Origin of the sequence: Psychrobacter fozii (assembly GCF_003217155.1) — a bacterium.
Classification (GTDB): Bacteria; Pseudomonadota; Gammaproteobacteria; order Pseudomonadales; family Moraxellaceae; genus Psychrobacter; species Psychrobacter fozii.
On record NZ_QJSU01000006.1, the window covers coordinates 119,254 to 134,552 of the forward strand.

The following is a 15,299-nucleotide window of genomic DNA, read 5'->3' on the forward strand; positions in this document are numbered from 1 at the left end:
AGGGCGTGTTTGATATTTACAAATAGGCATTGCTGATTTCTAAAACGGTTCCAGACAAGGCGTAAAACGACGGTAATGCTCGTGCCTTAACTAGATTTACAACACAGTATGGGGCAGTTTTAGCATCAGCTCCAATATAAACAGAAGGAGACAGGACTATTTTTTGCCACTTCATTGTTAAAACATAGACGCTTAGAATGACTAAACTTACTATTTTTAACGTCGAACTGTCTAAAAAATAGTCTCTGTCAGTGCCATGGTCGAATATCAAGCACGCCATAAGTTAACCACATTATTACTGGTTTTAATGTGGTTATATATAAGGAATAACGTGAATCACTATTGCTATTAAGACAATAATAAGGCGAGAATACTCAAATATTCATTTAAATGGAGAGGTCAGTTGGATCAATTACGTGCGATACGGTATTTCAGCAAAGTCGTAGAAACAGGCAGTTTCACTAAGGCGGCAAGTTCCTTTAATGTGCCACCATCCTCACTATCTAGACGGGTGTCTGATTTGGAGAAAAGTCTAGGCGCGACATTATTAAAGCGCTCGACCCGAATTGTTAAACTGACCGAAGTAGGGCAGGTTTATTACAATGATATGCAGCACATACTGAACCAACTAGAACAAAGTAAAGAAACGGTGCGCAGTTATCAAACCACGCCAATGGGGCGCTTACGAATCAGTTCGATGGTGGGTTTTGGTGAAAGGATACTACTGCCGTTGTTAGACGAGCTTGGAAATCTGTACCCAGAGATTGTATTGGATGTCAGTCTCAGCGATGAGCTATCAGCACTAGGACGTGACGATGTAGACATTGCGATTCGCGGTGGTTATGCACCCAATGAGCGCGTGATTGCTATTAGGCTAATGGACAATGGGTTTATTCCAGTTGCGTCTCCCAGTTATTTAGAAAAACATGGTACACCTAACCATGTAATGGCGTTAAAAGAACATAAAGGCCTGTATTTCAAAGCGCCAAATGGGCCAACGCCTTGGTTATGCCATGTAGATGATCAGTGGCATGATGTCTCGGGGCCAGCAGTTGCGATCTCAAACAATGGACCATGGCTCGCCAAAAAGGCTTGTAATGGTGAAGGTATTTTAATGTCAACGCACTGGGCGTTGTCGTCATACCTTGAGTCAGGCGCGTTACAAGAGATTAAATTTGAGCATCCGTTAGCGATTACGCAACATGCGGATATGGCTGTGTATTTGCTGTATCAAAAGCAGCGCTATCTCGTACCAAAAGTGAAAGCCGCCGTAGACTTTTTGGTTGAGAAAATAAAAGTGAAAAATGCGCAGTAAGATTTCATCGATTAAAAATCACATCAACTCGATGTGATTTTTTGACGTGATGCCTGATTTTCAATAGAGGTTAAGGATAGATAGATTGCCAAGATTAAGATTTACTCTATCGGAACCGATCTCTTATATTTAACAGACTCTCGTGTGGCTAGCCAGATGAGAGGGATGATAATCAATGCTGAACCTATCAATAAGCTGATATCTGGTATCTCATGGAACCACACGATGCCGATGAATACTGCACCTAACAGCCCCGTATATTCTGCACTAGAGATTTTATGGGCTTCCACCGCTCGGTAGACCAGTACGCAGATACCCGCATAAATCAAAATAAACAGATTTGAGCCGGCTGCTATCCATAGCGCGTACCAACTCAAAGGGGCATTTTCCCAAATGGCCAAACTAAGCCCAAATGGTATGCCGACTAAATTGGTCAAAAACAGTGTTTGTGCAACGGTATGATTCGAAGGTAATTTTCGCACTAGTAGATTGTTCGTCGCCATGGTTAAGGCCACTATCAGTGCAAATATAGCGCCCATATTAATTTGCGTTGGCTTTACAATGATAAGAATACCGACAAAACCCAATATTGCCACAATGATGCTTGGCGCGGTGAGTCTGTCTTTATAAAACAAAAACCCTAACGGCAACATCATTAAAGGAGCGGTATAAAAAATAGCATTCACCGTTGCCAGCGGCAGCGCTTGAATAGACAACACCATAAATACCGCACCAAATAACCAAATATGGCCCCGTACAAAATGCCATTTTATATTACTAATCAACTTGGTTTTTTTATTCAAAAAGCAAAAGGGCAGTAGCATTAAAACAGCTGTCAGCTGACGTAGTAGGACAAATTGATAGACCGCTGCGCCATCTGGCAATTCTTTGATCAACGCATCTGATAGGACGGCAATCATATTCCCCACAACCAATAGAATCATGGCAAACCCAACACTCATCTTTGGCATAATAACCCTCAGCGTTACTCTAAAAATAAATAGAAATTGACATCAAATGACGTTCATTTAATATTTGAGTAAGCAGTATATTCATATATTTACATGACGTATAATGATATAAAGCCCTTTAGTATTAGCTGAGATAATAATGAAACTACCGCCATTGCGCGCGATACAATGCTTTGAATCCGTTGCAAGACTGAATAGCTTTTCAAAGGCAGCAGAAAGCCTCAACGTGACGCAAAGCGCCGTGAGTCATCAGGTTCGAACGCTTGAAGAGTACCTTGGAGAAGCGTTGTTTTATAGGCAGGGTCGGACACTTTCATTGACGGAGATAGGCGGGCGTTATTTCACAGAAGTAAATCAATCGCTGACGGCTCTGTCCAATACCAGTCAGGCCATTCGAAATGACCAGCCTGGGCATATTCGCCTAGCACTGTATAGCTCGGTGGCTGTTAATTGGCTGATTCCTCGATTAGAAGACTTCCATACACAACACCCAGAAATTGAGCTCACCTTAAACATGGTGACAGACCAAGACGATTATAATGAGCAATGTTCTGACTGTTTTATTACCGTCCATCCGCCAAAGCGTAACGTGGTCAGTACGTTTTTATTCGCTGAAAAACTATTCCCTGTCTGTGGTCAAAGGCTGTGGGAAGAAATAAAAGACCAACCGTTGCCTGAAGCATTATGGCAACATCCCATACTGTCCGTAAAATACGCTGGCAAAAGCGAAAATGCGGCCAATGATTGGCTAAAGTGGTGCAAAGCAGGTGGGTTCGAGTTACCAAGCAATGTAAAAATCAATCAGTTTAGCCACGTACTTCTTGCAGCACAGGCCGCGCGTTATAACTTAGGTATTACGCTTATCGACAACTATATGATGCTAGAACAAACCCATCAGCAAAATCTCGTTAAAATCCCAATGCATGAATTACTCACTGGCGACAGTTTCTATTTCTTTTATAATGATTTAAAGTCAAATCAAGCTGACATTATTAAATTGAGCCGTTGGTTGGAATCCCAGTGCTATTAAAGAATAATATTCATTATAACCACCTCTCACGAATGAGAATAAAATTCTATGAAAATCGTCATCAATCAGATTGATATCACCGATTATCAAGTGTCGGTAAATGCCGCCTTGATATTGAAATCCATCAATGAGCACAAAAACTGTCAAGGTTTTATTATTTTTCCAGAGCTCGCTTTTACAGGATTTCCGACAGCAGATAATATTGACTCTTTATGCAGCCAATCACAATCGCATTTTGAAGACTTGCTAATAGCCAACAAACATACGGATTCAACCATCATTGTTGGGCATATTGAAAAACACGATCAACGGTTCTACAACGCATGCTTTTTTATAAAAAACGGCGAAATCATTCATAAGCACCGAAAATCAAAACTTTGGCTTGATGATGTTGGCGTATTTACCAGCGGAGATGAGTTTTCCGTCGTTGAAATTGATAATGTGGTTTGCGGTGCTCAGATTTGTTTTGAGCTAGAGTTTTCAGAAGGTTCAAGGGCACTGGCAAAGAAAGGCGCAAAAATCATTTTTATGCCAAACGGCAACATGTCTCCCTATGCGAATGTCCATTATGTACTGACTCAAGCGCGTGCCATTGAAAATCAATGTTTTGTGATTACCTGCAACGGTGTGGGCGCCGGTCATGGCGGTGAGTTTGTAGGAGAGAGTCTAGTCGTCTCTCCTACAGGAAGCATTATAAAAAAACTTGGTTCGACGCAAGAAATAGCAGTGGTAGATATCGACTTAACAGATATAGAACACTCTAAGAAAAACTACCGTTATATAGACTTAGCTTGATTCAACCATAGAATCTAATGATTGAATTGAGTGGCAAGGTGGTTTTCTGGAATAGGGAATACCTTGTCGTAACTTAAGTTATAGAAGAAGGCATAGACCACATAGAAAGTAGCCATCGTAATATCCATCATAAAGGCCTGCCATAGGCTGATACCCAAATACCATGCAATCATCGGTAAGAATAATAACAGTAGGCCCCCTTCAAATAAAAAGGCGTGTAGCAATCGTATTGGCACCGTCTTATGCACATTCCCACGCAGCTTCACCATAGAGTGATCAAACAGTAGGTTATAAAAATAGTTCCAACCGGTTGCAATGATGGATCCAGCCACCGCAATCAGACCTATTGCATGAATATCAAAGCCAAATAACCAGCTTGCCAGCGGTACAAATATGATTAAGCCAACTATCTCAAAACCTAGCGTATGGCGAATACGGTCTTTAGTAGTACGCATCGAACTTCCCAATTGAATTAGTGATTTATCGGGCTATTGTATCTGTTAAAATCGGATAACCAAGTTAGGACCTATAGGATATACAGATAGATGAGCTTTTCATTAGAGCAACTAAAAGCCTTTGTAGCGACCGTAGAAACAGGGTCTTTCTCAGCGGCAGCACGGCAACTGGGTAAGGCGCAGTCAGTCATCAGCACGGCTGTCTCAAATTTAGAAGTCGATGTAGACAGTAGTTTGTTTATACGCAGTGGCCGTTACCCAACGCTAACGCCCGTTGGAGAGCGGTTACTGGTCGAAGCTCGAGTGATACTTGAGCGTTGTGAGCATTTTCGCGGGGTTGCACAGAGTTTGGGTGAAGGGGTCGAGAGCAGGCTGGTATTAGCGGTTGATGAGCTGTATCCGGAATCCAAACTGGGCACACTAATGGAAGATTTCTCTCGTCGCTTCCCCAGTGTAGAGCTAGAGCTACTGTTTCCACTGATGGAAGATGTCAGCCGCTTGGTATTAGAAGATCGCGCAGATTTGGGCATTATGTGGCGTCAAGAAATCCTCCCTTCAGCATTGAATTTTCATACGCTTGGCTGGGTATCATTGACATTGGTATGCGCGCCAGAACATGAGCTGGCACATCAACCAGTTGCATGGGAGGAGCTAAAACGCTATAGGCAGTTAATGGTAGCCACACGCAATCACAGCGATGAAAAAGCCCGGTTACGAGTCGCTTCTGATGTTTGGTGGGTGGAGAGTCAGTGGGTAATCGTTGAGTTGGTACAGCGCAATCTAGGCTGGGCGTTTGTGCCTGAGCACGTGGTTGCTAGCGCCTTAGATAATGGCTATCTGGTCGCACCGATATTGGATTTTGACGATCATGATTGGCCAGTCGCATTAGAGCTGATTTGGCACAAGCAGCGCTCTTTGGGTAAAGCGGCGACTTGGCTAAAGTCAGCAGCGATTGCTTTAAATAAGTAGCATCAATAAATGCCAGTAAGTACCAATAAAGAACAGTTGTTGGATAATGCCTACAATAAACACTGCACAAGTGCTCATAATTATAACCACCCCTCCTTGTCTACTCTCATTTATGTATCACATGCGTTTATTTACAACGCTTACGTCTTGTCATTTTAAAAATGTTCTGCTAGGTTACATAACGATAATATAGTTATCTATATATAAAATACTGTTACAAAGCGCCAACTTTATACAGTTTTTATTAGATGATTTTTTATCTGCCAGAAATGTCAAAACGTAAGAGGTTGTAATCATGTTAGATTTAGCAAATATGACGCCACAAGAGGTCAGAGCACTAATTGGTAAGAACGAAATCAACAAGCCGACTTCTGGCATGTGCAAAGGTCACATACAAGCAAACTTAGTCATAGTACCCAAGAAATTGGCCTATGATTTTTTATTGTTTGCACAAAGAAACCCAAAATCTTGTCCTATTTTAGACGTAACAGATGTTGGTAGTTCGGAACCGCGGCTGATGGCGAAGGGCGCAGACTTAAAGTCTGATGTCCCAAAGTATCGAATATACGAGTTTGGCGAGCTAGTAGCGGAGGTGTCAGACCTAACAGACTATTGGAGAGACGACTTGGTCTGCTTTCTTTTAGGATGTAGCTTTTCCTTTGAGTCTGCCATGCTCAATGCGTCTATTCCTGTCAGACACATCGAAGACAATCACAATGTGCCGATGTATATCACAAATATAGAAACTGAGCCTGCAGGACAGTTTTATGGAAAAATGGTGGTCAGCATGCGACCGATACCTTATCCATTAATCACCAGAGCCGTACAAGCCACCTCTCGGTTTCCGCAAGTACATGGCGCGCCTATCCATATTGGAGACCCTAGTGTCATCGGTATAACAGACATCCATTCTCCCGATTTTGGTGATGCATCACTCATAAAGGAAGGTGAAGTGCCTGTGTTTTGGGCTTGTGGTGTGACGCCTCAAAGCATCGCAATGACCAGTAAACCTGAACTGATGATAACGCACGCGCCAGGGCATATGTTTATCTGCGACCCAAAAGATGAAGACTTGGCAGTTCTATAATGTTGGGTGACAACGCCATTTTGAAACGCCCTTTTAAAATGTAATGGCATCCAATCTTGTTTGTCCACGAAGCTTTCAATAAATAAAAATGTAGTGTTTAACAGTAAGGCCCTATTTACATCAGTTACATCGCACAAATTTTTTATAAAAAACAATTATTCACTTTTACTCTAATGGAATAGCTAATAATATGAATATTAACTTTACAGATCTAGAAAAGCTGATCAAAATCGCAGAAAGCGCTGACATACAATCATTAGAAGTAACCGATGGTGATGCACGTATCTCTATCGTTTGTCAGGCTGATGGCAATGAAAGCAGCAATCATATTGGTAATACTCGCCACTCAAAAACTGCTCATTCAAAATCACGTACAGCAACCTCCCACAATAACACTTCTAATAATACCAGTGCAGACAACAGTTCTATGGATGAAACGGTGACTACTGAGGTCGCCAATTCATCTGCCTCTTCATCTTCATCTCAAGTATTGGCACCTATGCTCGGCACTTTTTATCTTCGCTCTGAGCCGACCGCTGAGGCGTTCTTTGAAGTGGGCGATCAGGTAGTAGTAGGGCAGACCCTATGTATCATTGAAGCCATGAAAATGATGCATGAAGTAAAAGCAGAAGCTGACGGTACGATTCAAGAGATTCTGATTGAGGAAGGTGATGTCGTAGAATATGCACAGCCTTTATTTATTATAGCGCCAGACAGTTAAAGCCACTCAATAGCTACTCAATATTGTATAGACGCTGCACAAACACTGTATTTGACACTATATTTTAAGGGAATAAATATGTTCACAAAAATCTTAATTGCCAATCGTGGCGAGATTGCTCTACGTATTATCCGAGCTTGTAAGCAGCTGGGTATTAAATCCGTCATTGCGCATTCTGAATCAGACAAAGACTCGTTACCCGTACGCCTAGCCGATGAAAAAATCTGTATCGGGCCTGCCAATGCCACACACAGCTACCTCAATCAAAGAGCGCTGGTTTCTGCTGCAAAAATCACCAATGCACAAGCCATCCATCCAGGCTATGGCTTTTTGTCTGAAAACGCAGACTTTGCTGCTTTGATTGAAGACTCAGGTCTCACGTTTATTGGCCCAACGGCTGACAATATCAGAAATATGGGTGACAAGGTTGAAGCCAAAAAACAAATGACAATGGCTGGCGTGCCCTGTGTGCCTGGTTCTGATGGCGCATTGCCTGCTGATTCAGAGCAAGTTATCAAGATTGCCAGTGACGTTGGCTATCCAGTCATTATCAAAGCGGCAAGCGGCGGTGGCGGGCGTGGAATGCGCGTGGTCGAAAAAGAAGCCGACTTACTCTCTGCGATTTCTATGACGCAAACAGAAGCCAAAGCCAATTTTGGTAGCGCCATTGTTTATCTTGAAAAATACTTACAAGCCCCTCGTCATATCGAAGTGCAGGTCATGTCCGATACTCACGGCAATGCTATTTATTTAGGCGAGCGTGATTGCTCTATGCAGCGTCGTCATCAAAAAGTCATTGAAGAAGCGCCAGCACCCGGTATCACCGAAGAGCAGCGTCAGAAAATAGGCCAGGCATGTGTCACAGCTTGCGAGCAAATGCAGTATAGAGGCGCAGGCACGTTTGAGTTTTTATATGAAAACGGCGAGTTCTTCTTTATCGAGATGAATACTCGTGTGCAAGTTGAGCACACCATTACTGAGATGGTGACGGGCGTCGATATTGTACAGGAGCAAATAAGAGTAGCTGCAGGGCTTCCACTGGCATACAAGCAAAGTGATATCGTCATTACCGGACACGCTTTTGAGTGCCGTATCAATGCTGAAAACGCGCAGACATTTTTGCCAAATGCTGGACGCATAGACTACTGCCACATGCCAGCAGGATTTGGTATCAGAGTGGATAGCCATGCTGAGTCGAACTATATTGTGCCGCCATCTTATGACAGTTTGATTGCCAAGATATGTGTACAAGATCGTTCAAGAGAAAAAGCGATAGAAAAAATGCGTGCGGCCTTATCGGAAGCGCAAATTACGGGTATTGATACCAATATTGGTCTGCATCAACGACTGTTTGAAGATGAGGTGTTTTGTGAAGGTCAAATGAGCATTCATTATCTGGAACAGTGGATACAAGACAATATATAAATCAGTTCTTGCCCGCAAAAGCGAAAACCAAATCTGACATTAGCGTCAGAAGCGTCAGAATCAAGATATAGTCGGTTCAATATAATTTGGATACCAGGAAGGCGAGTGAAAGTACTACAAGTCGTAGACTAAGCGAGACTGACACCGTATCCAATTTATAGAGGATTTGACTATAGCAGATAAAAAATAATGGAGTACGTGCTAATGGAATTACAATGGCAACTATGCAGTGAAACCAATCTCGCGTTGTTTTTCCCTAAACCGATCACCTTAGAAAAACAACAAAAATGCTGGGCTTTATCAGACAGTATCCAGAAAATGCCAGAAGTCATCGAAGTGGTGATTGGTATGAATACGCTCAGTGTGTTCATCGTGCCATTAACTTGGGCTGAGCTTACTACCTTTAAATATAGGCTGTCAGACCTACTCAATGATATCCCTTCAAAAACCATCCAAGGCAAGCACGTCGAGATACCCGTGCAGTACGGCGGTAAGTATGGCCCCGATCTAGCGGCCATGGCGAATGACCTAAATCTCTCGGTTGAAGCTGTTGTTGAGCTACATACCAAAGCCACTTATACCGTTTACTTTATCGGTTTTCAGCCAGGATTTCCTTATCTTGGCGGCTTATCTGAGTCGCTGTATTTCCCAAGGCATGCCATCCCTAGAACTCAAGTCCCCGCAGGCTCAGTGGGTATCGGCGGCGAGCAGACAGGGGTGTACCCTTTTGAGTCTCCAGGCGGTTGGCAGTTACTCGGCCAGACGGATACTGCTTTATTTGATTTAACCAAGACCTCTCCGACGTTACTTAACGCAGGCGATACTTTGACATTTAAAGCGATTGATATTCATCAATAAGCGATAAATAAAAGATGCATGAATCAAAAAGACAAATAAACAGGTGGTATCAATGAAAATTTTAACTGCGAGTGCCCTTGCCAGTATTCAAGATTCGGGACGACTGGGTTACCGAAGCATGGGTGTGGGTAGAAATGGCGTGATGGACAGCTGGGCGCTACAAGCCGGCAACGCTTTGATGAAAAATGAGGCCAACGAACCCGCTATTGAAATAGCGCTCGGTGAGCTAACCATACAGTTTGAAGAAAGCGTCAGCTTTTGCTTAACAGGTGCTCTATACGAAGCCTATCTAGACGACAAGCGTGTTCCTTGCTATTGGCGTATCAATGCAACAGCTGGGCAGACGCTCAAACTTTTGCGTCCGCTACAAGGCATGTATACCTATTTATGTGTGCATGGCGGCTTTGATATTGAGCCAGTATTGCAGTCAGTTAGCACTAATCTCAAAGCAGGATTTGGCGGATTTGAAGGCAGATACCTAAAAGCCGATGACAGCTTAACGGTAAAATCCGAATCGAGTCTGCCTGTCATTGGGGTGGCTCGACTTGCCCCAACCGAGGTTATTCGAGTGATAAAAAGCAGTGAGTATGATTGCTTCACTGAGTCGTCTAAACAAGCATTTGAGACCCAGCCATGGAAACTACAAAGCAGTAGCAACCGTATGGGTTACCGCTTAGAGGGAGCTACAGCGCTTGAATTTAGTAAGCCAGTAGAAATGAGCTCACATGGCGTTGATATTGGCATGATTCAGGTGCCACCACAAGGACAACCGATTGTCCTAATGGCAGACGGGCAAACGACGGGGGGCTACCCCAAAATTGCCACCGTTATTAACGCAGACATAGGTCTGATGGCACAGATTAGATTTGGCAAAGCCTGTCAGTTCGTCGTTGTGTCGTTAGAACAGGCGCTGCATGAACAACAGAAAAGACAACATTACATCGATCAAATAAAGGAGTATGCCAATGAAAATTGATTTAAATGCTGATGTGGCGGAAGGCTGCGGGCAAGACGATAAGTTATTAACGATAGTCAGCTCAGCGAATGTCTGCTGCGGCCTTCATGCTGGGTCTTATAGCGAGATGCTAGCCACGTTGCAATTGGCAAAAGCAAACAACGTCAGCGTAGGCGCGCACCCTGGTCTAAACGATAGAGAAAACTTTGGCCGTATTCATCAGCCGTTAAGTGAAGCCGATTATCGTGCTTTATTGGTGTATCAATTGGGCGCAACCAAAGCGCTCTGTGACTTAGTCGGCGTGACTTTGGACTATGTAAAACCGCATGGTGCGTTGTACAACCAAGCTGCAATCGATGAAAATTTATCAGATATTTTAGTGAGTGAAATCAAACGATTTGATCCAAGCCTAAAAGTCATGGGTTTGTCTGGCGGCTATTTGGTTAAATCCGCTAAGAAACAGGGTCTAGAGGCGATATCAGAAGTGTTTGCCGATAGGAACTATGAAAAAGACGGCTCATTGGTCTCTCGTAGCAAAGACAATGCCCTGATAACCGATACGGATGATGCGGTTAAGCATGTGTTGCAGATGATTACTGAAGGGACCGTCACCAGTGTCTGCGGTCAAACCGTACCCGTCGAGGCGCAAAGCATCTGCCTACATGGGGATGGTGAACACGCCATTTTGTTTGCGCAAGAGATAAAGAAACAACTAGAGCTCAAAGGTATCACTATATCTGCCCACTAAATATCCGCCCGCTAGGGCATGTCCTCAATTCAATCGATGGTCATCTAAATGGGTTAAAAATGGCTAAATCTTGCCAAACAGCGTCAAATAGCTGACTAATATCTCGATATTATCTGCGCTATTTTCCTTGTTTGACTGCAATTTATCTCATTTTTACCACCATTTTTAAAATGAGGACACGCCCTAATCATTTGATTAAATAATCCCATATAGCACAAGGATGTTTATGAGCACTATAAAAAAACACAATACCGCCATTTTAGGCGCGGCCTTTCTGATGGCTACATCAGCAGTAGGGCCAGGCTTTTTGACCCAAACGGCCACATTCACCGAAAGCCTAATGGCAAGTTTCGGCTTTGTTATCTTAATATCTATTGTTATGGACATCGGTGTCCAGCTTAACGTTTGGCGAGTAGTCGCAGTCTCCAAAAAACGTGCACAGGAAATCGCCAACTTGGTGTTCCCTGGTGTCGGTTACTTGCTCGCTTTCTTAATCATTGCGGGTGGTCTGGCTTTCAATATTGGTAATATTGGCGGTGCCGGACTTGGCATGCAGTCCATGTTCAATATGTCGCCCATTACAGGCGCCCTGATCAGTGGTGTGATTGCCGTAGCGATATTTTTAGGCCGAGAAACGGGCCCTATGATGGATAAGTTCGCTCAGTTAATGGGCTTTATCCTGATTGTATTGGTCATTTATGTGGTCTTTAAATCTGATCCACCATTAGCAGAAGCCGTCAGCAAAACGATCATGCCTGACAAAATTGATGCAGTCGCTATCGTGACGTTAGTCGGCGGTACGGTTGGCGGTTATATTACTTTCTCAGGTGCGCATCGCTTATTAGAAGCAGGCGTGAGTGGAGAAGAGAATTTAAAATCAGTGACCAGAAGCTCGGTCTCTGGTATTTTAATTGCCTCTGTTATTCGCGTATTTTTATTCCTTGCAGTATTAGGCGTGGTATCTCAAGGCTTTGCATTGGACCCAGCAAACCCAGCCATGTCGCCGTTTCAGTATATTTTAGGAAATGCGGGTAAAGTTATTTTTGGTATGGTGATTTGGGCGGCTTCTGTGACCTCGGTGATTGGTGCTGCTTATACCTCTGTGTCTTTTATGACCAACTTCCATCCATTCATTGAGAAGCACAAACGCTACTTCATTATTGGTTTCATCGTGATCTCGACAATGGTGTTTGCCACTATCGGTAAACCAGCCCAAGTACTGGTATTGGTCGGTACGTTAAATGGTTTGGTATTGCCTATCGCCATGGTCATCATCTTGATTGCCGCCTACAGAAAAAATATCGTTGGCAATTATAAGCATCCTATTTGGATTGCGGTATTTGGTTGGTTAATCGCCATCGTGATGAGCATCCTAAGTGTCATGACCATTGCTAAATATCTGGGCATGAGTTAAAAAATTAAGTTAAGGAATGTATTATGGATATAGAGCAAATAGCACGTGTGGTCAAACTGGTTGAAAGCAGTCAGCTGCACGAAGTCACGATTGCAGACAATGGGCAGTCTATTACGGTGGTTAACAATCTAGGTGCGCAGAATAATGTTAGCGCTAATCCTATAGAGGCCACGCCTACTAATGAGCCTGAGCAGACTGGTAGTGATGTCTTGCAAGTAGGTGCCACTTATGTAGGGCAGGTCTACTTAAGTGAAGACGATGCAACAGACAACTTGGTCAAAGAAGGCGACCATATTCAAAAAGGTCAGACCGTTTGCTTCATTGATGAATTGACCCGTTTGCAGCCAGTGATTAGTAATAAAGAAGGTGTTGTCACGGCTGTCTTGGTTGAAAGTGGCCAAAACATTGAGTACGGACAGCCTATTTTTGAGTTAGTCCGTAGTTAAAACAGTTAACGTAGTTTTGGTTAAATCAAAATATAAACCCTTTAAGCATCATCTGTCGCTTAAAGGGTTTTTTTATGTGCTGAGTATTATCATCGCTTAAGCAATGTTTTATCGCTAACTCTGTGAAAACTGAATTTTTTACGGAAATCGTGGTTTAATAAGGTGTGAAACAAGGGCAAATAACAATTGGTTCTTTTACAAGGAAATGGCGCTTATTTTGGTAAAAACAAAGAAACTATTTGGAACTTTGACGAAATTTAGCAGTAAGCGAAATAGGTATTGGAGTTGCGATTGCTATAGGTCTTTATTTCCAATGTTAAGTCTCAAGAAGGATGTTATTCTGAGTTAAAAGCTATCTAGTAAAAGCTGGGAAGCTCACAAATTTCAGCTAATTATGAGGTTAGTAACAAATGAGAGATGTCATTAGTGATGATAAGATAAGAGACTTCCGGAATTTAGTAAATTCTAACTCAAGCTTTGTATATCAAATCTATAAAAATAAAGGTGACAAGAACCTTTTTAACCTAGTCTGTTCTTGTTTAGACTGGATTACAGTGTCAGTTCGACATTTGGAGAACGTCACTAATTTTGATAAAAACATAGATACAAAATCTATGCAGGTCTATTCTTTAATATCTTCGATTGACCTTATATTCGAATCAATTAAGCAACTGCACAGAGTATTTATAAATGAAAAAAACATACCATTTTCAGGTGAAAAAAAGTGTTTTAATGAACGCTTGTTTCCTAGTGAAGATGATAACAACTATTTCAAGACTATAAGAGCTTGCTTTGGTGCTCACCCTGTGGATTTAAAGCAATCGAAATCAAAACGCTTTGCTAGTTGGCCTTTTGAGAGTCATGTCAATAGTGGCGATTTAAGTGTCCATTTATACAGTAGAGATGTAGATGCAGAAGATCTACTGTTAAACCTCAACATAAATGAGTTATTGGAATTTCTCATTACTCGATATGACTATCTAGATGTTATTGCAGACAGGATAGAAAGTTTATTCAGCGAGTATCAGAAAAACCTTTCAAACCAAACGATTGAAACGAAACATGATCCGCTTGAACAGCTCTATATTCTTAGGAATGAGTCTAAAAAACGCTTAGACAACGATTATTATGATAGTGAAATTAATGATCTAATTATGATTTTCGAAGCAGAAGTTACTGAACCCAAACTTGTGCAAATGGCCGATAATTACAAAGACTCTCTCTTACCTCTAATTGGAGAAATTAAGACTAATCTTCAAGTGATGAACCTCGTTGATTTAGAAAATGACTCTATGGTTAGAGTTCGCTCAGGCCTTGGCGTGCAGTTAAGTTATGAACTGTCAAAGTTCTATAGTTGGGTGTACGGTGATAGATACGATCCACTATTGAACTACTACTTTGAACGATTCAATGAAGTTACAAAAGGTAAGTTTAACTTCACTAGTTGTGATGAAATTAACCTGACATTTCTTAAAGTAAAGTTGATGTTAGCCGAATGAAATACAAATTCAGAAGGGTTTCTTCTTATAACCGCAAACAGATCAAATTCATTAGTGAATCCATTGATTCTCTAAACCATAGATTGACTTGTTTTAGAGGTGTATTGGCATAGTAAGTTTGGTCAAACATTGATACTCAAGATTATTACGAGTAATGACTCCAAATAAGAACGCGCTATAAATGAGTTAATGCTAGCGTCCGCTTCATTTAGCTTGCCCAAGATCCTCTAAGATAGCGCAGTCTGCATTATCATCGCCTGCACAATGATCAAAAGAGTTTTGTAGCGAATTGACCATCTCTTGCAATTGGGCAATTTTTTGGTTTAATGTTTCAATATGCTCTTGTGTCAGTTGCTTAACATCTGCACTCTGACGGTTGGCATTTTTGCGCAAATACAGTAACTCTTTCATTTGCTTGGATGAGAATCCTAAGTCACGAGAGTGTCTTAAAAAGCATAAGTCGTCTATATCGTCTTTAGAATACAAGCGATAACCTGAGTTCGATCGATTGACTGTTTCTAGCAAGCCAATCTGCTCATAGTAGCGAATCATTTTGGTAGAGATACCTGATTGCTTTGATGCTTGACCAATATTCATATTTATCATCCTAA

General features: G+C 42.1%; 16 protein-coding genes. 13 read left to right on the forward strand and 3 right to left on the reverse strand.

Translation table 11 applies throughout. The features are described from left to right. Nucleotides 1-403: 403 nt before the first annotated feature. Nucleotides 404-1,315: a LysR family transcriptional regulator gene (locus tag DFP82_RS09175; protein WP_110923433.1), complete on the forward strand. Its 912-nt coding sequence runs from the start codon at nucleotides 404-406 to the stop codon at nucleotides 1,313-1,315. A gap of 101 nt (nucleotides 1,316-1,416) precedes the next feature. On the opposite strand, the gene DFP82_RS09180 is transcribed toward DFP82_RS09175, so the two are convergent. Next, on the reverse strand, nucleotides 1,417-2,286 hold the full coding sequence (locus tag DFP82_RS09180; protein ID WP_110923434.1) for a DMT family transporter: 870 nt from the start codon (nucleotides 2,284-2,286) through the stop codon (nucleotides 1,417-1,419). A gap of 139 nt (nucleotides 2,287-2,425) precedes the next feature. Here DFP82_RS09180 and DFP82_RS09185 point away from each other — a divergent pair, with 139 nt between their 5' ends. Both DFP82_RS09185 and DFP82_RS09190 read left to right on the forward strand, forming a co-directional pair. Continuing rightward, the gene (locus tag DFP82_RS09185; RefSeq protein ID WP_110923435.1) at nucleotides 2,426-3,316 is read left to right on the forward strand and encodes a LysR family transcriptional regulator; all 891 of its coding nucleotides are present in this window, start codon (nucleotides 2,426-2,428) and stop codon (nucleotides 3,314-3,316) included. A gap of 48 nt (nucleotides 3,317-3,364) precedes the next feature. Then, entirely contained in the window at nucleotides 3,365-4,111 is a 747-nt protein-coding gene (locus DFP82_RS09190) for a carbon-nitrogen hydrolase family protein (protein ID WP_110923436.1), read from the forward strand. Between the two features lie 14 nt (nucleotides 4,112-4,125). Here the strand turns inward: DFP82_RS09190 and DFP82_RS09195 are convergent, their stop codons facing one another. Next, nucleotides 4,126-4,566, reverse strand: coding sequence for a PACE efflux transporter (locus tag DFP82_RS09195; protein WP_110923437.1), 441 nt, complete (start codon nucleotides 4,564-4,566; stop codon nucleotides 4,126-4,128). Nucleotides 4,567-4,656: 90 nt separating this feature from the next. Between DFP82_RS09195 and DFP82_RS09200 the strand changes: the two genes are divergently transcribed. The 10 genes from DFP82_RS09200 to DFP82_RS09245 all read left to right on the forward strand — a co-directional run bounded on the left by DFP82_RS09200 (nucleotide 4,657) and on the right by DFP82_RS09245 (nucleotide 14,688). Then, nucleotides 4,657-5,535, forward strand: coding sequence for a LysR family transcriptional regulator (locus DFP82_RS09200; protein WP_110923438.1), 879 nt, complete (start codon nucleotides 4,657-4,659; stop codon nucleotides 5,533-5,535). Nucleotides 5,536-5,830: 295 nt separating this feature from the next. Then, a complete protein-coding gene (locus DFP82_RS09205; RefSeq protein WP_110923439.1) occupies nucleotides 5,831-6,622 on the forward strand; it encodes a putative hydro-lyase in 792 nt (263 codons plus the stop codon). 190 nt (nucleotides 6,623-6,812) lie between these two features. Further along, nucleotides 6,813-7,343 carry an acetyl-CoA carboxylase biotin carboxyl carrier protein gene (gene accB, locus DFP82_RS09210; RefSeq protein ID WP_110923440.1) on the forward strand — a complete coding sequence of 177 codons (531 nt, stop codon included), beginning with the start codon at nucleotides 6,813-6,815 and terminating at the stop codon, nucleotides 7,341-7,343. A gap of 78 nt (nucleotides 7,344-7,421) precedes the next feature. Then, on the forward strand, nucleotides 7,422-8,768 hold the full coding sequence (accC, locus tag DFP82_RS09215; RefSeq protein ID WP_110923441.1) for an acetyl-CoA carboxylase biotin carboxylase subunit: 1,347 nt from the start codon (nucleotides 7,422-7,424) through the stop codon (nucleotides 8,766-8,768). A gap of 204 nt (nucleotides 8,769-8,972) precedes the next feature. After that, complete coding sequence (gene pxpB / locus DFP82_RS09220; protein WP_110923442.1) at nucleotides 8,973-9,626, forward strand: 5-oxoprolinase subunit PxpB; 654 nt, start codon at nucleotides 8,973-8,975, stop codon at nucleotides 9,624-9,626. A 52-nt stretch (nucleotides 9,627-9,678) separates the two neighbouring features. Further along, nucleotides 9,679-10,602, forward strand: a complete 924-nt coding sequence (locus tag DFP82_RS09225) for a 5-oxoprolinase subunit C family protein (RefSeq protein WP_110923443.1) — start codon at nucleotides 9,679-9,681, stop codon at nucleotides 10,600-10,602. Then, the gene (pxpA, locus tag DFP82_RS09230; RefSeq protein ID WP_110923444.1) at nucleotides 10,592-11,329 is read left to right on the forward strand and encodes a 5-oxoprolinase subunit PxpA; all 738 of its coding nucleotides are present in this window, start codon (nucleotides 10,592-10,594) and stop codon (nucleotides 11,327-11,329) included. The genes DFP82_RS09225 and pxpA overlap by 11 nt, the downstream gene beginning before the upstream one ends. Nucleotides 11,330-11,555: 226 nt before the next feature. Beyond that, entirely contained in the window at nucleotides 11,556-12,743 is a 1,188-nt protein-coding gene (locus DFP82_RS09235; protein WP_110923445.1) for an NRAMP family divalent metal transporter, read from the forward strand. A 23-nt stretch (nucleotides 12,744-12,766) separates the two neighbouring features. Further along, nucleotides 12,767-13,189, forward strand: coding sequence for an acetyl-CoA carboxylase biotin carboxyl carrier protein (locus tag DFP82_RS09240; RefSeq protein WP_110923446.1), 423 nt, complete (start codon nucleotides 12,767-12,769; stop codon nucleotides 13,187-13,189). Between the two features lie 410 nt (nucleotides 13,190-13,599). Then, entirely contained in the window at nucleotides 13,600-14,688 is a 1,089-nt protein-coding gene (locus DFP82_RS09245) for a hypothetical protein (protein ID WP_110923447.1), read from the forward strand. Nucleotides 14,689-14,892: 204 nt separating this feature from the next. Here the strand turns inward: DFP82_RS09245 and cueR are convergent, their stop codons facing one another. Next, complete coding sequence (gene cueR, locus DFP82_RS09250; protein ID WP_110923448.1) at nucleotides 14,893-15,285, reverse strand: Cu(I)-responsive transcriptional regulator; 393 nt, start codon at nucleotides 15,283-15,285, stop codon at nucleotides 14,893-14,895. Between the last annotated feature and the right edge of the window lie 14 nt (nucleotides 15,286-15,299).